The organism is Cryobacterium sp. Y11 (assembly GCF_002929535.1).
In the GTDB taxonomy this organism is placed as follows: domain Bacteria; phylum Actinomycetota; class Actinomycetes; order Actinomycetales; family Microbacteriaceae; genus Cryobacterium.
Genome location: NZ_PJJO01000060.1, coordinates 303425 through 327587, shown reverse-complemented (window position 1 = coordinate 327587; position 24163 = coordinate 303425). Strand labels below are relative to the sequence as shown.

The 24163-nt window shown below is 63.2% G+C and carries 18 protein-coding genes; 11 read left to right on the top strand and 7 right to left on the bottom strand.

The genetic code is table 11. From position 1 onward, the window contains the following. Window positions 1-47: 47 nt before the first annotated feature. The 3 genes from CXY75_RS16345 to CXY75_RS16335 all read right to left on the bottom strand — a co-directional run bounded on the left by CXY75_RS16345 (window position 48) and on the right by CXY75_RS16335 (window position 3267). The gene (locus CXY75_RS16345) at window positions 48-1634 is read right to left on the bottom strand and encodes a DEAD/DEAH box helicase (protein WP_233201965.1); all 1587 of its coding nucleotides are present in this window, start codon (window positions 1632-1634) and stop codon (window positions 48-50) included. Window positions 1635-2012: 378 nt separating this feature from the next. Next, window positions 2013-2651 (bottom strand): DUF1684 domain-containing protein, encoded by a 639-nt coding sequence (locus CXY75_RS16340; RefSeq protein ID WP_104083841.1) that lies wholly within the window; start codon window positions 2649-2651, stop codon window positions 2013-2015. A gap of 82 nt (window positions 2652-2733) precedes the next feature. Continuing rightward, window positions 2734-3267: a hypothetical protein gene (locus CXY75_RS16335; protein ID WP_104083840.1), complete on the bottom strand. Its 534-nt coding sequence runs from the start codon at window positions 3265-3267 to the stop codon at window positions 2734-2736. A gap of 43 nt (window positions 3268-3310) precedes the next feature. On the opposite strand from CXY75_RS16335, the gene CXY75_RS16330 reads away from it, so the two are divergent. Both CXY75_RS16330 and CXY75_RS16325 read left to right on the top strand, forming a co-directional pair. Further along, window positions 3311-3751 carry an EVE domain-containing protein gene (locus CXY75_RS16330; protein WP_233201964.1) on the top strand — a complete coding sequence of 147 codons (441 nt, stop codon included), beginning with the start codon at window positions 3311-3313 and terminating at the stop codon, window positions 3749-3751. Between the two features lie 30 nt (window positions 3752-3781). Beyond that, window positions 3782-5053, top strand: coding sequence for a hypothetical protein (locus CXY75_RS16325; RefSeq protein WP_104083839.1), 1272 nt, complete (start codon window positions 3782-3784; stop codon window positions 5051-5053). Window positions 5054-5099: 46 nt separating this feature from the next. Here CXY75_RS16325 and CXY75_RS16320 read toward each other — a convergent pair whose 3' ends face one another. From CXY75_RS16320 to CXY75_RS16305, 4 genes are all read right to left on the bottom strand, one after another. Beyond that, window positions 5100-5612, bottom strand: a complete 513-nt coding sequence (locus tag CXY75_RS16320) for a SprT-like domain-containing protein (protein WP_104083838.1) — start codon at window positions 5610-5612, stop codon at window positions 5100-5102. Further along, window positions 5612-6730, bottom strand: a complete 1119-nt coding sequence (locus CXY75_RS16315) for a sorbosone dehydrogenase family protein (protein WP_104083837.1) — start codon at window positions 6728-6730, stop codon at window positions 5612-5614. The genes CXY75_RS16320 and CXY75_RS16315 overlap by 1 nt, the downstream gene beginning before the upstream one ends. Before the next feature lie 106 nt (window positions 6731-6836). Continuing rightward, window positions 6837-7256: a hypothetical protein gene (locus CXY75_RS16310; protein WP_233201963.1), complete on the bottom strand. Its 420-nt coding sequence runs from the start codon at window positions 7254-7256 to the stop codon at window positions 6837-6839. Window positions 7257-7578: 322 nt separating this feature from the next. Next, window positions 7579-8463 (bottom strand): spermidine synthase, encoded by an 885-nt coding sequence (locus CXY75_RS16305; RefSeq protein WP_104083835.1) that lies wholly within the window; start codon window positions 8461-8463, stop codon window positions 7579-7581. Between the two features lie 341 nt (window positions 8464-8804). Here CXY75_RS16305 and rpoB point away from each other — a divergent pair, with 341 nt between their 5' ends. The 9 genes from rpoB to CXY75_RS16260 all read left to right on the top strand — a co-directional run bounded on the left by rpoB (window position 8805) and on the right by CXY75_RS16260 (window position 24158). After that, the gene (gene rpoB, locus CXY75_RS16300; protein ID WP_104083834.1) at window positions 8805-12296 is read left to right on the top strand and encodes a DNA-directed RNA polymerase subunit beta; all 3492 of its coding nucleotides are present in this window, start codon (window positions 8805-8807) and stop codon (window positions 12294-12296) included. A 42-nt stretch (window positions 12297-12338) separates the two neighbouring features. Beyond that, window positions 12339-16262, top strand: a complete 3924-nt coding sequence (locus CXY75_RS16295) for a DNA-directed RNA polymerase subunit beta' (protein WP_104083833.1) — start codon at window positions 12339-12341, stop codon at window positions 16260-16262. A 601-nt stretch (window positions 16263-16863) separates the two neighbouring features. Beyond that, window positions 16864-18534, top strand: a complete 1671-nt coding sequence (locus CXY75_RS16290; protein ID WP_104083832.1) for a GspE/PulE family protein — start codon at window positions 16864-16866, stop codon at window positions 18532-18534. Window positions 18535-18553: 19 nt separating this feature from the next. Continuing rightward, the gene (locus CXY75_RS16285) at window positions 18554-19891 is read left to right on the top strand and encodes a type IV pilus twitching motility protein PilT (protein ID WP_233201962.1); all 1338 of its coding nucleotides are present in this window, start codon (window positions 18554-18556) and stop codon (window positions 19889-19891) included. 4 nt (window positions 19892-19895) lie between these two features. Beyond that, complete coding sequence (locus CXY75_RS16280) at window positions 19896-21125, top strand: type II secretion system F family protein (RefSeq protein WP_104083831.1); 1230 nt, start codon at window positions 19896-19898, stop codon at window positions 21123-21125. Between the two features lie 121 nt (window positions 21126-21246). Further along, the gene (locus CXY75_RS16275; RefSeq protein WP_104083830.1) at window positions 21247-21654 is read left to right on the top strand and encodes a type IV pilin protein; all 408 of its coding nucleotides are present in this window, start codon (window positions 21247-21249) and stop codon (window positions 21652-21654) included. Between the two features lie 122 nt (window positions 21655-21776). Beyond that, the gene (locus CXY75_RS16270; protein ID WP_104083829.1) at window positions 21777-22193 is read left to right on the top strand and encodes a hypothetical protein; all 417 of its coding nucleotides are present in this window, start codon (window positions 21777-21779) and stop codon (window positions 22191-22193) included. Window position 22194: 1 nt separating this feature from the next. After that, a complete protein-coding gene (locus tag CXY75_RS16265) occupies window positions 22195-22764 on the top strand; it encodes a prepilin-type N-terminal cleavage/methylation domain-containing protein (protein WP_104083828.1) in 570 nt (189 codons plus the stop codon). Beyond that, window positions 22755-24158, top strand: a complete 1404-nt coding sequence (locus CXY75_RS16260; protein WP_146069511.1) for a hypothetical protein — start codon at window positions 22755-22757, stop codon at window positions 24156-24158. The genes CXY75_RS16265 and CXY75_RS16260 overlap by 10 nt, the downstream gene beginning before the upstream one ends. Window positions 24159-24163 lie beyond the last annotated feature (5 nt).

The window sequence follows — 24163 nt, the reverse complement described above, 5'->3', positions numbered from 1 at the left end:
TGAAAGACCGGCCCATTCGCGTAGGGCAAGCGGATGCTGCCGGCAGGTTAGCCCTGCGAGCGGCGGGGAGCTGAACGGCCAGCTCCACCCGAGCCGGGTCCGCGAACGAGTCCGCCGACCTGAAGGCTGCCGACGCGGGGTCCGCCGGAACGGCCAGCGGCCGAACCGGAGCGGGGGGCGCTGGTGGCAGCGCCGGCCGGACGACCGGTGCGCTCACGACGGGCGCCGCCGGCTGGAGCCGAGTCGCGGCTAGCGGTACGGGCACCGCCCTGGCTGCCGGTGGAGCGGCTCGCGCCACCATCTGCAGAACGGCCGCCACGGCTCGAATCGCCGTCACGGCTCGGTCGACCACTGCGCTCACCCTGGGCACGACCGCCCTGTGAGCGTCCGCCCTGCGAACGACCACCCTGCGACTGGCGCTGCTGCTGCGGGGCTTCGACGCGGGGAAGCGGCTTGACGTAGGCGGCGACGTCGCCGACGAGGGCGTCGACGGCGGGGGAGGAGGCGTCCACGCGCTGCGGGGTTACCTTGATGGCGGCCTTGCGGAGCAGTGCGTCGGTGTCGCGCTTCTGCTCGGGAAGCACGACGGTGACGACATCTCCGGCGTGACCGGCCCGAGCGGTACGGCCCGAGCGGTGCAGGTACGCCTTGTGCTCGGCGGGCGGGTCAACGTGAATAACGAGTTCGATGTCGTCGACGTGCACGCCGCGAGCGGCGACATCCGTTGCGACAAGAACCTTGACCGTGCCGGCGCTGAAGGCGGCAAGGTTGCGGTCACGGGCCACCTGCGAGAGGTTTCCGTGCAGGTCGACGGAAGGAATGCCCGCGTCGGTGAGGCTCTTGGCGAGCTTCTTGGCCTGGTGCTTGGTGCGCATGAAGAGGATGCGACGGCCGCTGCCTGAAGCTAGCTTCTGCACGAGATCCTTCTTGGCGTCAACGCCGGAAACCTCAAACACGTGGTGGGTCATCGCCGAAACAAAGCTGTTGGCCTCGTCGACGGAGTGCATCACCGGGTCGTGCAGAAAACGCTTGACGATCTTGTCTACGCCGTTGTCAAGGGTGGCGGAGAACAGCATGCGCTGGCCGGTGCCGGGAGTCTTGTCGAGAATGCGGGTGACGACGGGCAGAAAGCCGAGGTCGGCCATGTGGTCGGCCTCGTCGAGCACGGTGATCTCGATCGTGTCGAGGTTGACAAAGCCCTGCTTCATGAGGTCTTCGAGACGGCCGGGGCAGGCCACGACAATGTCGACGCCGGCCTTGAGCGCGGCGACCTGACGGCTCTGCGAGACGCCACCGAAGATGGTCGTGGTGTTGAGGCCGTATGCCTCAGCGAGCGGGGTGATGGCGTTGGTGATCTGGGTGGCGAGTTCGCGGGTCGGCGCGAGGATCAGGCCGAGCGGGCGGCCCGGGCGACGCTTGCCGCCCGCGAGGTTGCCGCCGAGGCGCGACACCATCGGAATGGAGAAGGCCAGGGTCTTGCCCGAGCCAGTCTTGCCGCGGCCGAGCACGTCGCGGCCGTTCAGGGTGTCAGGAAGGGTGTCCACCTGAATGGGGAAGGCGGTGTCGATTCCCTGGGATGAGAGAACCTTGACCAGGGGAGCTGGCACGCCGAGCGTATTGAAGGTTGTAGACAAAGTGGTGCCTTTCAGGGCATCAGTCTCCTCGCCCGTTTGGTTTACCGCGCAGCGGCAATCAAACCAGGAGGATTCACATGGCGAAGGTGCCGAAGGGCACATCCGTTCGCCGTAAGAATGTTTCATTCGAAAAATCAGGTCAGCCCTGGTGGGCCGCCGGATAGAGAAGAGGGCGTTCTACGACGCAGCAAGCGCAACTACGCGCTCGCAAGTTCTACCAGTCTAGCGGATGCTGTCAAATCGGCCTCACTGCACCCTCGTCGCGTACGTAAAACCGGTAAAAATCAGGGCACGCCATAAATTCAAGCGCATCTGCACGGCGTGTTGCAGATTTACCGGTTTTACGTACGCAGCGGCTCGGTATGCGCGGGCGCGGCGCTACGAGTGGTCGCCGTGGTATAGCTCACCGACGGGTACCTCGACGTCGATGATATTGCCGCTCTGCGGCAGCGGGCAGGCCCACATGGGGTCGTACGCGCAGGAGGGGTTGTAGGCGAAGTTGAAGTCGAGAATGAGGGTGTCATCGCCCGTGCCCGGGCCGAGATCGGCGCCCTTGATGGTGTCGAGCAGGTAGCGCCCGCCGCCGTAGGTGCCAGCGTTTTTGCCGGCCAGGGCGTCTTTGAGCGGCAGAAAGAGGCCGCCGCCATAGCTGGCGAGCCGCCACACATCGAGCGACCCGAGGTAGGGCAGGCGCACCGTTCCCACCAGGTCGAACGGCACGGTGCCGTCGGTGCCCGTATCCACGTTCATGCGATACGACTCCTCGGCTCGGTGCACCTCCACCTCGAATCGCCAGTCTGGGTCGTAGGCGGCGATGGGAAGCCCGGTGAAAGCCGAACGATCATCGGGCAACAACGGCGACGACGGATGCCCGGCGAACAGTTCATCCCGCCCGGATCGCCACAATTCGTGGCCGCTTTTCGGACTGCTCACGCTGAGTTGGCGCACGCCGGCATACAGTCCGGTCACGCGACGCCGCCAGTCCGCGATCTGCAAGGCTCCCAGGGAAGAACTCATGATGGCTACGCTACCGCCGCCGGACGCGGTGCGTCGGGGGTTGCGCGCGGAATCCGCGAAAGGTCGGGCGGCGAAGCATCCGTTAGTTGCCGTCGCGCTCTGACAACGGCACAAAGGTGGGGTCGTCGATGCCCACGTCGTGCTGCCAGGTCGGCGCGAGACGCTTGAGCCGCAGCATCCGCCACTGCCAGAACGCCCAAAACGTGGGCCAGAGCGCGAGCGTGGCCGGACGGCCGCGAAAAATGAGCTGGTCGCGGTAGAGCGTCTTGCCGGTGCCGGCCGGGTCAGGCGCGATGGCCATGCGGTGATCCCACAGGGTGACCGCGGAAAGCGCGCCGGACACTCCGCGTCCGGTGTCGCGCAGAATGCGCACCCCGTCTGGCCGGTGCGTGGAGTTTGCGAGCCGAATGATCTGGGTTCCCATCGGCACCAAGCCGAGCGCGGTGAACACTGCAGGGTGCTCACCCGGCTCCCAGCGGGTGGGAAAACCGTCGGCTTCGAGGGATTCCACGGCCATGAATGGGCTACTCACCTCGCGAAAAACGGCGGGACTGTGGATGGCGTGCCAGGCAGCATCCGGTGTGCAATTGAGGATCTCTTTCAGCAGTACGCGCATGAGCCCAGTTTGGCCCGAAGACGCCATGCAGTACAAATGAACTGTGGCAATTCGGTTCTGGCTCGGCGTTGTGCACCGCGAGCACGTGCTGCGCGGTGTCGATTTGGGCATTGCTCGGGCCAATCGCGGCGCCGGCGACCTGATCTCGCACATGGGCGAATTCGACGGCATCGTTTATTACTCCCCGAAAACCGCGATCGAGGGCGATCCGCTCAAGGAATTCACCGCAATCGGCCGAATAGCGGATGCCCACGCCTACCAGGTCGGCGATCCCGCGAACGAGTATCGGCCGTGGCGTCGCCGAGCCGACTACGATTTGGATGCCTGGCCCACCAGCATCCGCCCGCTGTTGCCGGTGCTGCAACTCACCCGGGGCAACCCGGACTGGGGCTTTCAGCTGCGCCGCGGGGTGCTCGAGATCTCGCGGCACGACTTCGAGATGATTCGGCAGCAGATGCGTCGGCCTTCCGCCGACGACCGGTAGCGCCCAGCAACCCTTATTAGACTCACGGCTATGAATGGTGATCTCTGGTGGGTGCCCTCGGTCATCGTTATCGGCCTCGTTCTGGTCGGAATCTGGGCGCTGGTGGCGGCGTCGCGGCGGCGCACCAGGGCTCGGCTCGGGCAGGTCAGTGCCGAAGCCGCCGAACTGGCCCGCAGCGCGGCGATCAGCCTGGTGCGCGCCGACGATCTCGTGCAGGATACGACCGACGAGCTCGGATTTGCGATCGCGCAATTCGGGGAATCGTCGACGCGCGAGTTCCATGCGGCGCTCACCACGTCCAAGCGCCAGCTCAGCGATGCCTTCGCCCTGCAGCAAAAGCTCGACGATGCCGTGCCAGACAGCGACGCGGAGCGCACCAGGTGGAACCATCAAATCATTCAGCTCGCCGACGAAGCGACCGGCCGGTTGACCGGTCAGGCCCGCGATTTCACGGCGAAGCGCGGCGTGGAGCGCAATGCCCCGCAGCAACTCGATGAGCTGCGTCGCCGCCTCGGTCGGGTGTCCGACCGGGTGGCTGGCGGAGCGACCACGCTTGACCGACTGGGTGTGAGCTACTCCGCGCCGGCGCTCGCCCCGATCAGCGGCAACGTGCTGCGGGCGGGCACAGCGCTCAAGGCAGCCCTGGCCAGCGCCGATGCTGCCGCCGCACGCCTCGAAGCCGCGTCGTCCGATCCGGTCGGCGAACAACTGCAGGTCGCCGAACACGCACTGTTTCAGGCCACGCAATTGCTCGATGCGATCGAAACCGGCGAGGACCAGCTGCACCGCGGCTTCGCCAACTTGCAGACGGCACTGGATGCTGCCGGCTCAGAACTCACCGAAGCTCGCGCCCTGCGCGATGGTCACGAAGAATCCGATACCAGCGCCGCCCTCAACTTGGTCATCACGACGGCCGCATCCGTGCAGGCGTCGCTGCGCGAGCCCGGGCGGCTCAGCGACCCCGCGGGGGATCTGCTGCGGCTGGAGGAGGCAATGAACGGGCTGGACGGCATCCGTTCTGAGGCGCGCAACCGGCAGCTGCGCCTCGACAACGCGCGCACGGCCCTGGCCGGTGCGCTGCTGACCGCGCGAAGCCAGATCACCGTGACGCGTGACTTCATCGACGCGCACCGGGGTCGCGTGCAGGCCGCCGCGCGCACCCGCTTGGCCGAAGCCGAGCGTCAGCTGGCGCTCGCCGTGGCCGTGGCCGAGGCCGACCCGGTCACGGCTCTCGACACCGCCCGCCGCGCGATGACCCACGCAACGGATGCCGACGCGCTCGCCCGTTACGACGTGCACTGATTGATCTGGCCGGGTATGAAACTGGCCAACGCTAAATATACCCGGGTTAGCTGGTCGGCGGCAGCCGCGGCGCCGCGGAGGCCGCAGCCCTGCGCCGGATCGCGGGCGTGATCTCCCGGCGCAGCCAGGTGATCGCGTGAGCCTGATCGAAGCGGCGGGCGCACAGTCCGCAGGCCAGGACACGGGTGGGCTGGCGGTAGCGAAAGTGCGTGTGCCCGGCCGGGCAGGTACCCACCCAGGGCGCTAGCTCGTTGGCGATCTCGCCGTCGTGGGTGCGCTTGCCGTCGTAGCCCAGGTCGGTGGCCATTTTCTTCCAGCGCGGGCCATGCCCGGCGCGCGGCCCGACGAGGGCGTGCGCGAACTCGTGCAACAGAATTTGGTGCACGTCGTCGTCGGCATACCGCGACGCAAGGTAGCGCGACACGGTGATGTGCTTTTTGCTGAAATTGCACAGGCCCGCCCGCTTCTTCGCGTTGTCGAAGCCAAAGGTCCAGCTGGAGTCGAGGTGCAGCGCGATGAGGGCGTCGGCCCAGCGTCGCACCTGGGTAAGATCGGCCATCAGCGCGCCACCGCAACCTGCAGCAGGCGGTCGTCGTCAGCCGCCGGCGCACCCCGGCCATCCGTGTTATTACTCACAAACCACAGTGTGCCAGCAGGGCCAGATACCACGTCTCGCAACCTGCCATAACTGTGCACAAACCACTCGGTCGGTGGTGCTGTGGAGGAACCGGTGATCGGGATGCTCCACAACCGTTGGCCGCGCAGGCTCGCCATGAAGATGGTGTCGTTCACAATCGCGATGCCGCTCGGACTGGCTTGGTCGGTCGACCATTGCCGTTCCGGATCGATAGAGCCGGGGGCGCCCGCCTGCCCCTCGACCAACGGCCAGCCGTAATTGCCGCCGGGAACGATGCGGTTGAGCTCGTCCCAGGTGTTCTGGCCGAACTCGCTCGCCCACAGCTGTTCGTGCGAATCCCAGGCCAAACCCTGTGGATTCCGGTGCCCGAACGAGTACACCAGCGTGCCGAACGGGTTGTCCTCTGGCACTTCTCCGGTCGATGTCATTCGCAAAATCTTTCCACCGAGCGTCTCGAGGTTCTGCGCGTTCGCGGTGTTGCCGGCGTCACCGGCGGTGGCATAGAGCGCTCCGTCCGGACCGAACGCGATACGGCCACCGTTGTGGTTGCCGGCGCGGGGGATGCCAGCCAGCACTAGGGTGGGCGCTCCGAGACTGTGGCTGCCGGGGGAGCCGGCCAGCGGCATCCGCTCGATGCGATTGTCGGTGGCGGTGGAGAAATAGGCGTAGACCCAGCCCGCACCGCCGGGGGCAGCCGAGTCGGCCAGAAAGGCGAGGCCGAGCAGCCCGCCCTCGCCGCTCGGCTGCGCCGCCGATACCGTGCCGGCGTCGCGCAGGCTGCCAGTGGGCAGCAGCTCGCGCACCCGGGTGGTGTCGCGTTCGCTGATCAGGGTGGCGCCGTCTGGCAGCCGCAGAATTGACCACGGCGCCTCCAGCCCCGAGGCGATCACGACGGGTTCTCCGACCGGATGCACCGGTGCGAGCGGGTCAGCGCCGGCGTTCGTCGCGCTCGGCGTCGCCGGTGCCGGCGTCGAGGTGGCCGGAGTGGCGCGGGGCGGCTCGGCGCTGCACGCGGTCAGCGCCAGAATCACCAGCGTCATGGTGGCGACCGCGCTCCTGCGCCGCAGACTCCGATCGGTCACCGCTCACCTCGCCTTCGTGGTGAACACAGCATGCCGCACAACTCGCCAGACGGCCAGCACCGAGTCAGGCTTGGGTGCTGCGGGCCGCGATGTGCGACTCCACGACGGCAACGGCGAGCAGGGAGCTGTCGAGCTCGTCGGCGTCGGCGCCGTCTTTCTCGCGCAGAAAAACCGCCGCGGTGAAGTCCGCCAGTGCCCCCTCGAGGTTGCCCTGATCGAAGTACACCTTGCCCCGGTGCTGCCGTGCGTAGGCAGCGAGGCGGGTCCACTCATGCACCTCAGAGTCGAGGATGCAATGGGTCAACTCGCTCGCGGCCTCGACGAGCTTGCCCTGAAACTGCAACACCTGCGCACGACGGATGCGGCTGGCCACCGCCTGTTCGCGGTTGCCGGTAAAGCGCGACTGGCGCACGGCTTCGTTCGCCACCTCCCAGGCCTCGTCGAGCCGACCGACCAGACGCAACAGCGCGACCTTCTCGTTCAATGCGGCCAGGCTGCGCAGGGTGCCGAGTTCCTCAAGCCGCTCACCGGCGGCGACAAGGTCGACTTTTTCGCGCAGGGTGATGGGGTCGTAACCGATGATGAAACTCAGGGTGTGTTCCTGTAATGAAGAGGGCGGACGCAGCCGCGCGGGGAAGTAACGAGTGTCCCCAGAGTACCGCCGCCTGCGGGCATCCGGTCGCCAGCCGGCCCCGCCCGGTGGCTTATTCAGAAAATCCGCCGGGCCGGTCGTGCCATCGCCAGATCAGCCGGCCCCGCCCCCCGCTCCGCGCACATCGCCTGGATGAGCCACCGCGGCGGAAGAACTAGTGCCCGATTTGAAAGACCGTGCGGCCGGGCAGCGGCGACTGGGTTGACGTTTCGTCGGTCGCCACGAGCGAACCGGCCATGAACTGCTTGAGTTCGGTGCCCTCGATGACCTTCGCCGGGTGCGGGCCGTTGGCGAGCAGCCGCGGGATCCAGTTGAGGTCGATCGGGGTGTGCGCTGCGATAAACACGATGTTGCCAAAGCGCCGCCCCTTGAGCACCTGGGTCTCGGCGAATCCAATCACGTGCTCAAACACCGCCGAGAGCGTAGCGGCCTGGCCGCGCGCAAACGCGAGGCCCGGGCCATCCGCTACATTGACCGCGAGTACTCCGCGCGGCGACAGTAGCGGGGCAGCGAGCGCGAAGAATTCGCGGCTCGTCACGTGCTTGGGAGTGCGCGCGCCCGAGAAAATGTCGACAACGACGAGGTCGACCGCAACGTGCAGCCCCGCCGGAAGCTTGCCGAGCACCTCGCGGGCATCGCCGTGGCGCACGCGCAGCTGGGCGCGCTTGTCCCAGGGCAAAACCTCCCGCACCAGGTCGATCAAATCGCTCTCGATCTCAACCACCTGCTGGCGAGATCCCGGCCGGGTCGCCTCGACGTAGCGCGGCAGGGTGAGTGCGCCGGCCCCGAGGTGCACGGCGGTGATCGGCTCGTGCGGGTCGCCGAGCAGGTCGATCACATGCCCAATGCGCTGCACGTACTCGAAGAACAGTTCATCGGGGTGGTCAATATTCACGTGCGACTGCGGCGTGCCATCAACCACAAGTTGAAAACTCCCCGGGGTAAACCGATCAGGTTCAATCACCGCCGTATGTCCACTCAACTTCAACACAACAGACGGATGCCCCTCCGTCACCTCACCCTTACGCCCAGTACTCATCGTTCTAGTCTGCGCCCTGTCTCTGTGCCGACGCCGCGCCATCCGTTTCGCGAGAGCGGGAAATTCGTTGCTTCGGCACCCCTGAAGCAACGAATTTCCCGCTCTCGCGGCTAGGAACAGAGCGGGTTATACCTGAGAATTTGCATAATGGCAAGAAATGGGTGGACATAGTGATAGAAGCGGCATATAGTTGATCCTTGCGCTCCCAGACAAACTATGCCTTCATATTGCGGTCGGCTTTGCGTGTTCAAGCCACCTTGAGGCACACCTCGTATGAGGGTCTGCGGAGTCATCACCAATAACAGTAACTAGACCTGACGGGGTCCACGGAGGTTATTTCCTTGGCTGCTGCGCGCAACGCAACCACCAACTCACCCAAGAACGGCCGCTCGCACGAGCGTCTGTCGTTCGCAAAGATCAGCGACCACTTGAACGTTCCGGATCTGCTTGCTTTGCAGACCGAGAGCTTCGACTGGCTCGTCGGCAACGACATCTGGAAGGCTCGCGTCGCCGAAGCCCAGGCTGCCGGACGCCAGGACCTGCCAAATCGCACCGGGCTCGATGAGATCTTCGAGGAGATCTCTCCCATCGAAGACCTCGGCGAAACGATGCAGCTGTCCTTCACCAACCCGGAGCTCGAGCCGGAGAAGTACACCATTGACGAGTGCAAGGAAAAGGGTAAGACCTATTCCGCACCGCTCTACGTGAACGCTGAGTTCATGAACCACCTCACCGGTGAGATCAAGACTCAGACCGTGTTCATGGGTGACTTCCCGTTGATGACCCCCAAGGGCACCTTCGTGATCAACGGCACCGAGCGTGTCGTCGTGTCGCAGCTGGTGCGCTCCCCTGGTGTGTACTTCAACCGCGAGCAGGAGAAGACGTCTGACAAGGACATCTACTCCGCCCGTGTCATTCCGAGCCGTGGTGCCTGGCTTGAATTTGAGATCGACAAGCGCGACCAGGTTGGCGTGCGCATCGACCGCAAGCGCAAGCAGTCCGTGACCGTATTCCTGAAGGCCCTCGGCCTCACTTCCGAGGAAATTCTCGAGGAGTTCAAGGGCTACGCGTCTATCGAGCTCACCCTCGAGAAGGACAACATCCTTACCAAAGAAGAAGCCCTCAAGGACATCTACCGCAAGCTTCGTCCCGGCGAGCAGGTTGCCGCCGAGGCTGCGCGTGCGCTGCTCGACAACTTCTTCTTCAACTCCAAGCGCTACGACCTGGCCAAGGTTGGTCGTTACAAGATCAACCGCAAGCTCGGCCTCGAAGCCCCGCTGAGTGACTCTGTACTGACGCTGGCGGACATTCTGGCCACCATCAAGTACCTCGTCGCCCTGCACGACAACCAGACCACCCTTCCAGGTCTGCGCGACGGCAAGATGACCGATATCAACATCGACATCGACGACATTGATCACTTCGGTAACCGTCGTATCCGTGCCGTTGGCGAGCTCATCCAGAACCAGGTGCGCACCGGCCTGTCCCGGATGGAACGCGTTGTTCGCGAGCGCATGACCACGCAGGACATTGAAGCGATCACCCCGCAGACCCTGATCAACGTGCGCCCCGTGGTCGCCGCGATCAAGGAGTTCTTCGGAACCAGCCAGCTGTCGCAGTTCATGGACCAGAACAACCCGCTCGCCGGATTGACGCACAAGCGTCGCCTCAGCGCGCTGGGCCCGGGTGGTCTGTCTCGTGACCGCGCCGGCGTCGAGGTGCGAGACGTTCACCCCTCGCACTACGGCCGCATGTGCCCCATTGAGACCCCGGAAGGCCCGAACATTGGCCTGATCGGTTCGCTCGCCTCGTTCGCGCAGATCAATGCGTTTGGTTTCATCGAGACGCCGTACCGTCGTGTGCAGGGCAACAAGGTCACCGAGACGATCGATTACCTCACCGCCAGCGAGGAAGACGACTTCATCGTCGCCCAGGCCAACGCGCCGCTCACCAAGGACTCGCACTTTGCCGAGGCCCGCGTGCTCGCTCGTAAGAAGGGTGGCGAGGTTGACCTCGTTCCCGCTGAAGACATCGGCTACATGGATGTCTCACCGCGCCAGATGGTGTCGGTCGCGACCAGCCTCATCCCGTTCCTTGAGCACGACGATGCAAACCGCGCGCTCATGGGCGCCAACATGCAGCGTCAGGCGGTGCCGCTGCTCCTCAGCGACAGCCCGCTGGTTGGAACCGGCATGGAGGTCTACACGGCCATCGACGCCGGTGACGTGCTCACCGCGTCCAAGCCCGGTGTGGTCTCCGAGGTCTCGGCTGACGTCGTCACCATCCAGCTCGACGAGGGCGGCACGCAGGACTACTACCTGCGCAAGTTCAGCCGCTCCAACCAGGGCACGAGCTTCAACCACCGCGTGATCGTCAACGCCGGTGAGCGCATCGAAGCCGGCGAAGTTATCGCCGACGGACCCGCCACCGACCAGGGAGAACTCGCCCTCGGAAAGAACCTGCTCGTGGCATTCATGCCGTGGGAAGGCTACAACTTCGAGGACGCGATCATCCTGAGCCAGAACCTGGTAAAAGATGACACCCTCTCCTCGATTCACATCGAAGAGTATGAAGTGGATGCCCGCGACACCAAGCTGGGTAAGGAAGAGATCACACGCGACCTTCCCAACGTGTCTCCGGACTTCCTCGCCGACCTCGACGAGCGTGGCATCATTCGCATCGGAGCCGAGGTTCGCCCCGGCGACATCCTCGTGGGCAAGGTCACGCCGAAGGGCGAGACCGAGCTTTCCGCCGAGGAGCGTCTGCTGCGCGCCATCTTCAACGAGAAGAGTCGCGAAGTTCGCGACACGAGCTTGAAGGTTCCCCACGGTGAGCGCGGCACCATTATCGGTGTCAAGGTGTTCGACTCGCAAGACGGAGACGACGAACTCGGAAGCGGCGTCAACCAGCGCGTTGTCGTGTTCATCGCCCAGAAGCGCAAGATCACCGAGGGCGACAAGCTCGCTGGCCGTCACGGCAACAAGGGTGTTATCTCCCGCATCCTGCCGATCGAGGACATGCCGTTCCTCGCCGACGGAACCCCGGTTGACATCATCCTCAACCCGCTCGGTATCCCCGGTCGCATGAACTTCGGTCAGGTGCTGGAAACGCACCTCGGTTGGATTGCGAAGCAGGGCTGGAACGTCGAGGGCAAGCCGAAATGGGCCGCTCGCCTTCCGGAGCACGCTTTCAGTGCCGCCCCTGGCACGAAGGTCGCCACCCCGGTATTCGACGGCGCGCTCGAGATCGAGATCGAGGGTCTTCTGGACTCCACGACCCTGACCCGTGATGGCGAACGCCTCATCGGTTCCTCGGGCAAGACCCAGCTCTTCGACGGTCGCTCCGGCGAGCCGTTCCCGATGCCGGTGTCCGTTGGGTATATGTACATCCTGAAGCTCCACCACCTCGTCGACGACAAGATTCACGCTCGTTCGACGGGCCCGTACTCCATGATCACGCAGCAGCCGCTGGGTGGTAAGGCGCAGTTCGGTGGACAGCGTTTCGGTGAGATGGAGGTGTGGGCGCTCGAAGCATATGGAGCCGCTTACGCCTTGCAGGAACTCCTGACCATCAAGTCTGACGACATCCTCGGCCGCGTCAAGGTGTACGAAGCCATCGTCAAGGGCGAGAACATTCAGGAACCCGGCATCCCAGAGAGCTTCAAGGTTCTGATCAAGGAAATGCAGTCGCTCTGCTTGAACGTCGAGGTGCTCTCGGCCGATGGCACAGCAGTCAGCCTGCGCGACACGGATGACGAGGTGTTCCGTGCTGCGGAAGAACTCGGCATCAACATTTCCACCCGGTTTGAAACGTCGACAATCGACGATATCTAAGCCCGGTCCAAAGAAACTTCGAAAACTTTCCAAGGAGAGAAATTGCTCGACGTAACAACATTTGACGAGCTTCGTATTGGCCTGGCTACCGCAGACGACATTCGTCGTTGGTCGCACGGTGAGGTCAAGAAGCCCGAAACCATCAACTACCGCACGCTCAAGCCGGAAAAAGACGGCCTGTTCGGCGAGCAGATTTTCGGACCCTCGCGGGACTGGGAATGCTCATGCGGAAAGTACAAGCGTGTTCGCTTCAAAGGCATCGTCTGTGAGCGTTGTGGTGTAGAGGTCACGAAGTCGTCGGTGCGCCGTGAGCGCATGGGCCACATCGAGCTCGCTGCCCCGGTCACCCACATCTGGTACTTCAAGGGTGTGCCCTCGCGTCTCGGCTACCTGCTGGACATGGCTCCGAAGGACCTCGAAAAGGTCATCTACTTCGCCGCATACATGGTCATCACGGTTGACGAAGACGGTCGCCACCAGGACATGCCCGGCCTCGAGAACGAGCTGCGTCTCGAACTAAAGACGATTGAGGGAAGCCGCGACTCGCGCATCGCCGATCGCCTGCAGCGCCTCGAAACCGACCTCGCAGCACTAGAGGCCGAGGGCGCCAAGAGCGACCAGAAGAAGCGCACAAAAGACGCAGCCGAAAAGGAAATGGGCCAGATTCGCAAGTCTCTGGACGAGCAGGTTGCTCACCTCGAGCGCGTGTGGGAAGACTTCCGCACCCTCAAGGTCGGCGACCTGAAGCCGGAAGATTCCGTCTTCCACGAGCTGCAGGACCGTTTCGGCATGTACTTCGAGGCCTTCATGGGCGCCGAAGCCATCAAGAAGCGCCTGGAAGCCTTCGACCTCGTCACCGAGAGCGAAAACCTGCACTTGCAGATTGCCGAAGGTAAGGGTCAGAAGAAGATCCGCGCCATCAAGCGTCTGCGCGTGGTCAACGCGTTCATCATGACCGGCAACTCGCCGGCCGGAATGGTGCTCGACGTCGTTCCTGTGCTTCCGCCGGAACTGCGCCCCATGGTGCAGCTCGACGGTGGCCGCTTTGCGACCAGCGACCTGAACGACCTCTACCGTCGTGTGATCAACCGCAACAATCGCCTGCGTCGTCTGCTTGACCTCGGTGCTCCCGAGATCATCGTGAACAACGAGAAGCGGATGCTGCAGGAGGCCGTCGACGCACTGTTCGACAACGGTCGCCGTGGTCGCCCGGTCACCGGTACCGGTAACCGTGCGCTCAAGTCCCTGAGCGACATGCTCAAGGGAAAGCAGGGTCGTTTCCGTCAGAACCTGCTCGGCAAGCGCGTTGACTACTCCGGCCGTTCGGTCATCGTGGTTGGCCCGCAGCTCAAGCTGCACCAGTGTGGTCTGCCCAAGCAGATGGCACTCGAGCTGTTCAAGCCGTTCGTAATTAAGCGCCTGATCGACCTGAGCCACGCTCAGAACATCAAGGCCGCCAAGCGGATGGTCGAGAGGAGCCGTCCGCAGGTCTGGGACGTGCTCGAGGAGATCATTCGCGAGCGCCCCGTCATGCTCAACCGTGCACCCACCCTGCACCGCCTGGGCATCCAGGCCTTCGAGCCTCAGCTCGTTGAAGGTAAGGCAATCCAGCTGCACCCGCTCGTCTGCGCGGCGTTCAACGCCGACTTCGACGGTGACCAGATGGCTGTGCACCTTCCGCTCTCGGTTGAGGCCCAGGCCGAGGCACGCATCCTGATGCTCGCCTCGAACAACATCCTCAAGCCCTCTGACGGCCGCCCGGTGACCCTGCCCACCCAGGACATGATCATCGGTCTGCACCACCTCACCACGATGAAGGAAGGTGTGGTCGGAGAAGGCCGCGCATTCTCGACCGTGTCTGAGGCCATTCTCGCGTTCGACCAGAAGTCGCTCGATCTGAATGCCAAGGTGCGCATCCGTTTGACCGACAAGTACTTCACCGAGGGCACGCAGCCCGACGGTGTCGAACTGGTCAACGGTCAGGCCGTCGGAACCGTTCTCGTCACCACGAGCCTCGGTCGCGCCATCTTCAACGAGGCGCTTCCGGCCGACTACCCGTACTTCGAAGACGTTGCCAACAAGGTCACCATGTCGACCATTGTCAACGACCTCGCGGAGCGGTACGTCAAGGTGGAGGTTGCTGCAACCCTCGACCGGATCAAGGATGCCGGTTTCTACTGGGCAACCCGTTCCGGTGTGACCGTCGCGCTCAGCGACATCCTGACGCCTCCGAACAAGAAGGAGATCGTCGCAGGCTACGAGAAGCAGGCCGCGAAGGTTCAGGCGCAGTTCGAGAAGGGTCTCACGACCGACCTCGAGCGTCGCCAGGAGCTCATTCAGATCTGGACGCGTGCGACGGAAGACGTCGCCCAGGCCATGCAGGATAACTTCCCGACCGACAACACCATCAACCGCATGGTCACCTCTGGTGCTCGTGGTAACTGGCTGCAGGTGCGTAACATCGCCGGCATGCGAGGCCTCGTGAACAACCCGAAGGGTGAGATCATCCCTCGCCCGATCATCTCGAGCTACCGCGAAGGCCTGTCCGTCGCTGAGTACTTCATTGCTACTCACGGTGCTCGTAAGGGATTGGCCGACACCGCCCTGCGTACCGCTGACTCCGGGTACCTCACCCGTCGTCTGGTGGACGTTTCGCAGGATGTCATCATTCGTGAAGACGACTGTGGAACGACGAAGGGTCTTGAACTGCCTATCGCCGGTACCGACGCCACGACCGGTGCGCTTCTGCGTGACGAAGATGGCGGCCTCCTGGTCGACTTCAACGTCGAGAACGCGGTTTACGCTCGCAGCCTGGCCGCAGCCGCGGTCAACGCGGCCGGTGAGGTTATCGCCGACGCCGGAGACGACGTCGGAGACGTGCTCATCGCCAAGCTCATCGCCGCTGGTGTCGAAACCATCAAGGTGCGCTCGGTGCTGACCTGCGAGTCTGCTGTCGGTGTGTGTGCGGTCTGCTACGGCCGTTCGCTCGCTACCGGCCAGCTCGTCGACATCGGTGAGGCCGTCGGTATCATCGCCGCACAGTCCATCGGTGAGCCCGGCACCCAGCTGACCATGCGTACCTTCCACACGGGTGGGTCGGCATCCGCTGACGACATCACCCAGGGTCTGCCGCGTGTTCAGGAGCTCTTCGAAGCACGTACCCCCAAGGGTGCATCGCCCATCGTTGACTCCGCCGGACGCATCACCATTGAAGATTCGGATAAGGGCCGTAAGGTCATCCTGATTCCCGACAATGGTGACGAAGCAATTGCTTACCCGGTGCTGAAGCGTTCAACCCTGCTCGTCGAAGACGGCCAGCACGTTGAACTTGGACAGCAGATCATCATCGGCGCCGTCGACCCGAAGGAAGTTCTTCGCGTCAAGGGTGTTCGCGCGGTGCAGAAGCACCTCGTCTCCGGTGTGCAGGAGGTCTACCGTTCGCAGGGTGTTCCGATTCACGACAAGCACATCGAGGTCATCGTTCGTCAGATGCTTCGCAAGGTGACTGTTGTTGAGCACGGCGACACCGGCTTGCTTCCGGGTGAGCTCGTTGACCGGTTGAAGTACAACGACCTCAACCGCACCGCGCTGACCGAGGGTAAGAAGACGGCATCCGCTCGTCAGGAGGTCATGGGTATCACCAAGGCATCCCTGGCGACCGAGTCCTGGCTGAGCGCCGCTTCCTTCCAGGAAACCACCCGGGTTCTGACCCAGGCGGCCATGGAAGGCAAGAGCGACCCGCTGATGGGCCTCAAGGAGAACGTCATCATCGGAAAGCTGATCCCGGCCGGCACCGGCCTTCCTCGTTACCGCGACGTCACCGTCGAGGCAACGGAGGAGGCCAAGGCTGAGCGTTACCCGAACCGCATCTTCACCGAAGACGCAACGTTCCAAGAGGGTGACCTGAGCTTCGTCGACTTCGACAGCTTCTCGTCGGACGACCTGGCTCCGGGCACGTACAACTAGTACCCGTCAGCTCGGAACGGATGGCTCCTGCTTCGGCAGGGGCCATCCGTCGTTAAGGCATGCGCGGGGCAGATAACGTGTTAGCGAGTCGTCGCGGACGCAAGCATGAGCATGAGTGCACGACGAACAGTGCGGCGGTTTGGATTAGTCGTATTCGCGGGCGTCGCCATCGTGGAGATCGTTAACTCGGTCGTTATCGTCGTCCTCGGCGCCACCGAGAATTGGCCGGTTGCGGTGATCAGAATGATTAGCGCAGCGTCCCTGGAGGCTGCGTGTTTCGGGTGGGCGGCGTTGCGCACCGAAGCCCGGGGGTCAGCCTCCCATATTTGTGCTGTCCCTGCGGGCGACACTGGTGCCACCACTGAGAACGCTCGGATTGATCGGGTTACGCCAGGAGATCGACCGTTTATGCGCGGGCGGACTGATGATTGCCCTCGACGATTATGGGTCGCCGGACTCGCCGGACTCGCCGGACTCGCCGGACTCGCCGGATTTGTCGATTGATGCGACGCGGGGGAACGGGAGGTTAAGCGGGAAATACTGGGGCGGGGACGTATACTCGGGGTCTAGATATATTGTGCCCAGTTCGGGGGAGGCTCGCGTGGCAACCTTGACAGAAATTCTGATCCTCCACGGGCTGCTCCCCATCGAGGTACTCGACACGCTTATGGCTGGTGACCCGGCCGATGAGAGCGCGGTGCGGGCGTTGGTCGAGCGTGGCGTCATCACCGAACTCCAGTTCGCCAAGGCGAGGGCCCAGCAGGCTAACCTGCCATTTGTTGAGCTTCTCGACTACCCTGTCGATCGCGTGGCGGTTGCGCTGGTTACTCCGGCCATGTGCCGGCGCCATGAGGTGCTGCCAATCGCGATTACCGAGGGCCGGCTCCTACTGGCGATGGTCGACCCCGGCAACGTCTTTGCCCTCGACGATGTGCGTGACGCATCACGGATGCCGGTCAAGCAGATCGTCGCGGAACGCGCGGACCTGCTTGCGGCGATCGCGCGCCACCACCGGGCCGACGACGAACTCACCAATCTAACGACCACTCTTGAAGAAGAGCAGGGGGCAGCGGAATCCGCCGCGATCGGTGGCTCGGATTCCCGCGATTCTGACGCCCCAATTGTTCGCTTCGTCAACCTGATCGTCAGCCAGGCCATCCAGGACCGAGCATCGGACATCCACATTGAACCCGCAGAGCACAGCCTCGGCGTGCGGTACCGCATTGACGGAGTGCTGCACGCGATGCAACGTGCACCAAAAAGCATCCAGAACGGTGTCATCTCCCGGCTCAAGATCATGAGCGATATTGATATCTCGGAGCGCCGCAAACCGCAGGATGGGCGCATGTCCGTAAGCCACGGCGGCCGCACGATCGATTTGCGGGTCGCCACGCTGCCAACGGTCTGGGGCGAGAAGATCGTCATGCGAATTCTCGACAACTCCAACACCAAGCTGAGCCTGCGCGACCTCAATTTGCTCGAGGGAAACTTCAACGCCTATAAGACGGCATATTCCAAGCCCTACGGCATGATCCTGGTGACCGGACCGACCGGTTCGGGCAAGTCCACCACGCTCTATACCACTTTGAATTCTGTCGCCAGACCCGAGATCAACGTGATCACCGTCGAAGACCCGGTGGAATACCGGATGGAGGGCATCAACCAGGTGCAGGTGAACCCCAAGGCCGGGCTCACCTTTGCCAGTGCGTTGCGTTCCATTTTGCGGGCTGACCCCGACGTCGTTTTGATCGGTGAGATCCGCGACCACGAGACCGCGCTCATCGCGATCGAGGCGGCGCTCACCGGCCACCTCGTGTTGTCGACGCTGCACACGAACAACGCGCCGAGCGCCATTACCCGGCTCACCGAGATGGGCATCGAACCGTTCCTGGTCGGCTCAGCGCTGGATTGTGTTGTCGCCCAGCGGCTCGCGCGCAGGTTGTGTGACCGCTGCAAGCTGCCAGACACCCGCGAGGTGCAAGAGCTGGTGCTGTTGCACTTCGCGGTTGACCCCGACCTGCCGGCGCCACTGCTCTACCGACCGGTCGGCTGCGCGAGTTGCTCGAACACCGGCTATCGCGGACGCATTGCCGTTCACGAGGTCATGACGGTGTCTGAAGAGATCGAACGACTCACGGTGGGCCGCGCATCGAGCGCCGAGATATTGAGGGCGGCGAAAGACCAGGGCATGATCACCCTGCGAGAAGACGGCTGGGCCAAGGTTTTGCTGGGTCTGACGTCGATTGAAGAGATTCTCCGAGTAGTGGCTTAGAACGTTAAGGACAGGCAGCATGAACAAACCGATCTATGAAATTCCGGTGTCGGCTCTAGGCGTTGGTGCAGTTGCCATGGGCCAAACGGATGTCGCTGGCTCCGCTGGCCAGGCTGAACCGGACTACCTGATCGCCCCGATCGTGTCCACCGAGGGGGTCTTCGTTGACGACGGTGATTCCGCCGCGCCAGCCGTCGACGCAGCATTGCAGCAACCCGATCCGGATCTCCTGAACGCACTGCAGGTCGTTCTCGATTTGGGCGCATCCGACCTTCACATCACGGTGGGGGCGCAGCCGAGCATTCGCGTCGACGGCGGGTTGCGCCCGGTCGAAGGCTCCACGAAGTGGTTACGGGACAAGGTCACTTCCGCGCTCTTCAGTCTGCTGACGACCCCGCAGCGCGACGAGTTCGAACGGGAGCTTGAACTCGACTTCGCCTATACCGCGAGCGGCGCGAGATTTCGGGTGAACTACTACCAGCAGCGCAATTCGGTGGGCGGAGCCTTTCGCCTGATTCCGCGGGAGATCAAGCAGTTGGCCGAGCTCGGGGTGCCAGAGTCCGTCGCGAAGTTCGCTCAGCTGCCGCGCGGACTCGTGCTCGTGACCGGACCGACCGGTTCTGGCAAGTCCACGACGCTCGCGGCCCTTATCGACCTCGTCAATCGCACGCGTGCCGACCACATCGTGACGGTCGAAGACCCGATCGAGTTTCTGCACCGGCACCAAAAATCCTTGGTGAACCAGCGCGAAGTCGGTCATGACACGCACAGCTTCGCCGCGGCACTGAAGCATGTGCTGAGGCAGGACCCCGACGTGATTTTGATCGGAGAACTGCGCGACCTCGAAACCGTGTCGGTCGCCCTGACAGCAGCGGAGACGGGGCACCTGGTGTTTGCAACGTTGCACACTCAAGATGCCGCGCAGACCATCGACCGGGTGATCGACGTCTTCCCGCCCTATCAGCAGGGACAGGTGCGGGCCCAGCTCGCCGCCACCCTGCAGGGCGTCGTGTGCCAGACCCTCGTGAAAAAAGTCGGTGGTGGCCGCGTGGTGGCCACGGAGGTGCTCGTGGCGACCTCAGCCATCGCCAACCTCATTCGGGAGGGCAAGACCTACCAAATTTCCTCGGCCATGCAGGCGGGACGTGCGCTCGGCATGCACACGATGGACCAGCACCTGGCCGACCTGGTCCATGCCGGGAGCATCACCCGCCAGTCCGCCGAAGAAAAAGCCCAAGACATCGAGGGTCTCGCGCAGCTGATCGCTCACTCGGGCGGCGGCATGCGTTCTCGAGATACGACCATGTCAGCCGGAGGTATCGATTTCGGCGACTCGTTCTCACCCAGAAAGCAGTAGGACCATGCCCGCCACCATCGTTTACGCCTACAAGGGACGCAACGCTGCCGGAAAAGTGGTGAAGGGGCGTCTCGATGCCGCCTCGGAGAGCGTGGCCATGACTCGCCTGCGCACCATGGGACTCGCCCCGATCTCCGTCGACGAGGTAACGCTCGGCACCGGACTGAGTCGAGAGATTAGCATTCCCGGGTTCGCTAAGCACCCGGGGCTGAAGGACCTTGCCGTGATGAGCCGACAGCTGGCCACCATGACCTCCGCCGGGCTCTCTTTGCTGCGCACGCTGAACATCTTGTCGATGCAGACCGAGAACAAAGAGCTCGCGAAGATTCTCACGAGCGTTCGTAATGATGTAGAAACCGGCGTCTCCCTATCGGGGGCCATGGTCAAACACGCCAACGTGTTCCCGCCCATCATGATCAACCTGATCAGGGCGGGAGAGACCGGTGGATTTTTGGAGAACTCCCTCAACTCGGTAGCAGAAAACTTCGAGTCGGAGGGCAAACTGCGCGACACCATCAAGTCGGCGATGGCCTACCCCACGATCGTGCTCATTATGGCGGTCGTGGCCGTTATCGGCATGCTCACCTTCATCGTTCCGGTGTTTGAGAAGATGTTCGCCGGGTTTGGTGGCCAGCTTCCCTTACCGACCCAGATTCTCGTCGTGCTCTCCCAGGTCATGGTGTGGCTGCTGCCGCTTCTCGTCCTGGGGGGAATCGTTTTTTCGGTGTGGTGGCGCAAGAACAAGAACACCGAGGTCGTGCGGAAAGCCCTCGATCCGATCAAGCTCAAGTTACCCGTTTTCGGGCCGCTGATGACCAAGCTCGCGATCGCACGCTTCAGCCGCAACTTCTCGACCATGATCGGCGCCGGCGTGCCGATCTTGCAGTCCTTGAGCATCGTGGGGGAGACCTCCGGCAACTGGGTGGTGGAATCGGCGCTGCGCAAGGTGCAGGAGTCCGTTCGGCACGGCATGTCAATCGCGGGGCCGCTGTCTCTAGAACCGGTGTTTCCCCCGATGGTCGTGCAGATGATCGCGGTCGGCGAAGACGCCGGAGCCTTACAGACCATGCTCGGCAAGATTGCGGACTTCTACGACCAGGAAGTGCAGTCAACCGCCGAACAGCTGACGGCCCTGATTGAGCCGCTGATGATCGCGTTCATCGGAATTGTTATCGGCGGCATGATCGTGGCCCTATACATGCCCATGTTTTCGATCTTCGAATACATCAAATAGGAATATCCCCTGAAGTGGGGGTTGAGGATATGGATTCCGTTCCTTTCTCTGTGCTAAGAACGTAAGCTCAAATCAAGCCTGCGAAGGCCGTCATTGCCCGCATCCAGAGAAGGACCCCCTCATGATCCACAGCGTTACCGGACCACTCGCCCGCAAGCGAGCAGCCCTGAATAAAGACGACAACGGGTTCACCCTCATCGAGCTCCTCGTGGTCGTCATCATCATCGGAATCCTGGCCGCAATCGCCATTCCGATCTTTTTGAGCCAGCAGAACCAGGCCAAGGATTCCGCCGCCAAATCTGATCTGGGCAACGCCAAGGTCGCCTATGTGAGCTTGCTGATCGATATTCCGGGCGGAACGACAACGATCGGTGCCTTGAGCCCCTACGGCTTCGTGCCGACCGCCGGTGACACTGTCACCATTGTGAGAGGTACGACGAACTTTTGCATCCAGGCGGTCAGCGCGGCCAGCAACACCTTCAGCATCACCAATGCCGGTGGCGTAGCGACGGGTCCCTGCGCCCCCTAGGATCCACCGGAGCGTAGCCGAGCTCTCGCCCGGCCGACGTCGAAAACGGTGGGGCGTCGCGAACGCGACGCCCCACCGTTTCATTCTCCGATCTCTGACACGCCGTTCCAAAGGAGGGGCCCATGAACGACCGCCGGCGAGAGATTCCCCGGGCAACGGAAGCGGGTTTCGGCCTCATCGAGATTGCCGTCTCCATGTTTCTGCTCGGCTTGCTGGCCGTGGCACTGTTGCCCTTCCTCGTGCAGGGAGTCACTCAGTCAGCGGCCAACGGGATGCTCGCGACGGCGACGCAACTTGTGAACAAGGAGATGGAGAACGCACGCGCCCAAACCACCTGCACCGGCCTCACCGCGGCCACATTCTCCGTGGCCGATCCGCGTGGGGTGACTCTTCGGGTGGCTAGAACGGTCGATGGTGCCTGTCCGACGCCCGCGTCGTCTTACCCGATAACGGTTCCAATCGCTGTCACGGTCGTGCGCGCCGATACCGGGGCCATGCTGTCGTCAGCCAAGACCCTAATATTTGTGGCGGTGAAATAACATGTCCCTCAGCCAGGACGGCGATTCGGAGCGGGGCTACACGCTCATCGAACTGATCGTTTACAGCAGTCTGCTGATGGTCGTCGTCGCTGTTGTCGCTGGACTATTCATCAGCGGCCTAACAGCAACCGAGCGCGTGCAATCAGTGACGGAGGCGACCACATCGGCCCAGGTGGTGGCGGATTCAATCGAGACAAACGTGCGCAATTCCACTGATTTCACGCTGAGTACCCCGGCGGGCACCGATCAATTCCTCGTCGCCCGCACCGTGAACCGAGATTCGACCCTGTCGTGGCAGTGCGTTGCCTGGTACTACTCGGCGGCCGGAACGGGCAGCATCCACTTCACTCAATCAAATGTTGCCATTCTCGCCCCCACTGTGAGTGAACTCCAGGGTTGGACGCTCGTGCAGGAGGGGATTGCTCCGGTGTCGGGGACAAACATTTTTTCTGCCAGCGGACAGCAGCTCACCGTGAATTTCACGAGCCTCGCCGGTGACCACCCGCCCGTGGTGATCTCCAGCTCCGCAACCAGTAGGGCCGGAGCATCGGGGAGCCTGACATGTTTTTAAATCGCGGCGTCAGCACGGAGCGCGGGGCAGCATTGGCCTCCGTGCTCGGTGTAATGGCGGTTGGTTTGCTCTTCGCCTCGCTCATCACAGCCGCCGTTGTGGGCGCCTTTGGAGTCAGTTCGTCTACTCGATCCGGGGTCCAATCTGGTGCTGCAGCGGATGCCGGCGTTGCGGCGGCGCGACAGGGTCTTTACGTCGCCGGCAACTGCGCAGCACAAGCCGTTCCGGGCACCTACGCGTCTGCAGTGGCTCCAAAGTACAGCGCGAAAGTCGAATACTTCGCGGGCAGCACCTGGAATGCCGGGTGTCCGCCCGTGACGGCAACCGAGGTGCGGATTACTTCGCTCGGAACGGCCGAGACTCCGGGCGTCAACGGTGCCACGGCAGGCAACGCGACGAAGGTGGAAGCGATCCTCAAGTACCTCGTGCCCGGAGTCGAACCGAGTGGCATTGCGCTCTACCTGTATCGCGGTGGCACCGTGGAGTCCAACTCGAGCTTCGATTTGACGGAATCACCGGGGGCCGGTCTCATGGTGAAAAACGGCAATTTCGATTGCGCGAAGAACAACGCCGTAATTAATGGGAGTGTTCTCGTGACGGGCAACCTGACGTTCACGGGAACCTGCACGGTTAACGGGAGTGCCTGGGTGTCGGGCACGGCGACTCTCGGCTCGGGAAAGATCCGCGACAACCTGACGGCCGGTTCGGTAAGCCCAAACCCGCCCGGCACTCGCGTTGGTGGCACGTACACTCACTCGGCGATCATTCCCGCCGTGCCGCCGTGGACAGAGGTGGCGTACACCCCCACCGCCTGGCAGGATCCCACCGGCGCACCCTACGAGGTAAGAACCCTGGGCGCCTGTGCGCTGCCCAACGGCACCCTCGGCGGAACCAGTGCGGGCAAGCCGGTCATCATCAACGCGCTCGACTGTGCGCTGGGACCGACGGCGGCCAACAACACCACCGTCAAGCTCACGAGTGATGTGGTGATTTTCGCGAACACGTTCAATTTCTCCGGGGTCAACTCGCTGCAGTTCTCGTCGTCGACGGGTGCCGTGCACAAGCTCTGGTTCATCACACCCGACCAGCTGTCCGACGCCCAACCCACCTGTTCGGCACCGACCCAGGGCGACTTCTCCGTGAAGAACGGTTTCACGATCAACAGCCCGATCGAGGCGCTGGTCTACACGCCGTGCGCCTTCGCGGGGGTCAACGGCTTCACTTGGCGCGGGCAGATGATCGCGGGAAACTACAGCTCGGCCAAGAACAACCCCATCTTCACCTTCGTGCCGATCGGCCTGCCGGGTGTGGACCTCGACACCGGCAGCGTGACACCCAGGATCACGAGTCCGCAACCGGGATCGGTCGTGTCGAACCGGGAAGTGACCGACTAATGAAC

Bases quoted from the DNA above. Each gene is read 5' to 3' on its own strand.
- CXY75_RS16340 (WP_104083841.1), bottom strand. From the start codon at position 2,651: ATGAGTTCTTCCCTGGGAGCCTTGCAGATCGCGGACTGGCGGCGTCGC.
- CXY75_RS16335 (WP_104083840.1), bottom strand. From the start codon at position 3,267: ATGCGCGTACTGCTGAAAGAGATCCTCAATTGCACACCGGATGCTGCC.
- CXY75_RS16325 (WP_104083839.1), top strand. From the start codon at position 3,782: ATGAATGGTGATCTCTGGTGGGTGCCCTCGGTCATCGTTATCGGCCTC.
- CXY75_RS16320 (WP_104083838.1), bottom strand. From the start codon at position 5,612: ATGGCCGATCTTACCCAGGTGCGACGCTGGGCCGACGCCCTCATCGCG.
- CXY75_RS16315 (WP_104083837.1), bottom strand. From the start codon at position 6,730: ATGACGCTGGTGATTCTGGCGCTGACCGCGTGCAGCGCCGAGCCGCCC.
- CXY75_RS16305 (WP_104083835.1), bottom strand. From the start codon at position 8,463: ATGAGTACTGGGCGTAAGGGTGAGGTGACGGAGGGGCATCCGTCTGTT.
- CXY75_RS16285 (WP_233201962.1), top strand. From the start codon at position 18,554: ATGAACAAACCGATCTATGAAATTCCGGTGTCGGCTCTAGGCGTTGGT.
- CXY75_RS16280 (WP_104083831.1), top strand. From the start codon at position 19,896: ATGCCCGCCACCATCGTTTACGCCTACAAGGGACGCAACGCTGCCGGA.
- CXY75_RS16275 (WP_104083830.1), top strand. From the start codon at position 21,247: ATGATCCACAGCGTTACCGGACCACTCGCCCGCAAGCGAGCAGCCCTG.
- CXY75_RS16270 (WP_104083829.1), top strand. From the start codon at position 21,777: ATGAACGACCGCCGGCGAGAGATTCCCCGGGCAACGGAAGCGGGTTTC.
- CXY75_RS16265 (WP_104083828.1), top strand. From the start codon at position 22,195: ATGTCCCTCAGCCAGGACGGCGATTCGGAGCGGGGCTACACGCTCATC.
- CXY75_RS16260 (WP_146069511.1), top strand. From the start codon at position 22,755: ATGTTTTTAAATCGCGGCGTCAGCACGGAGCGCGGGGCAGCATTGGCC.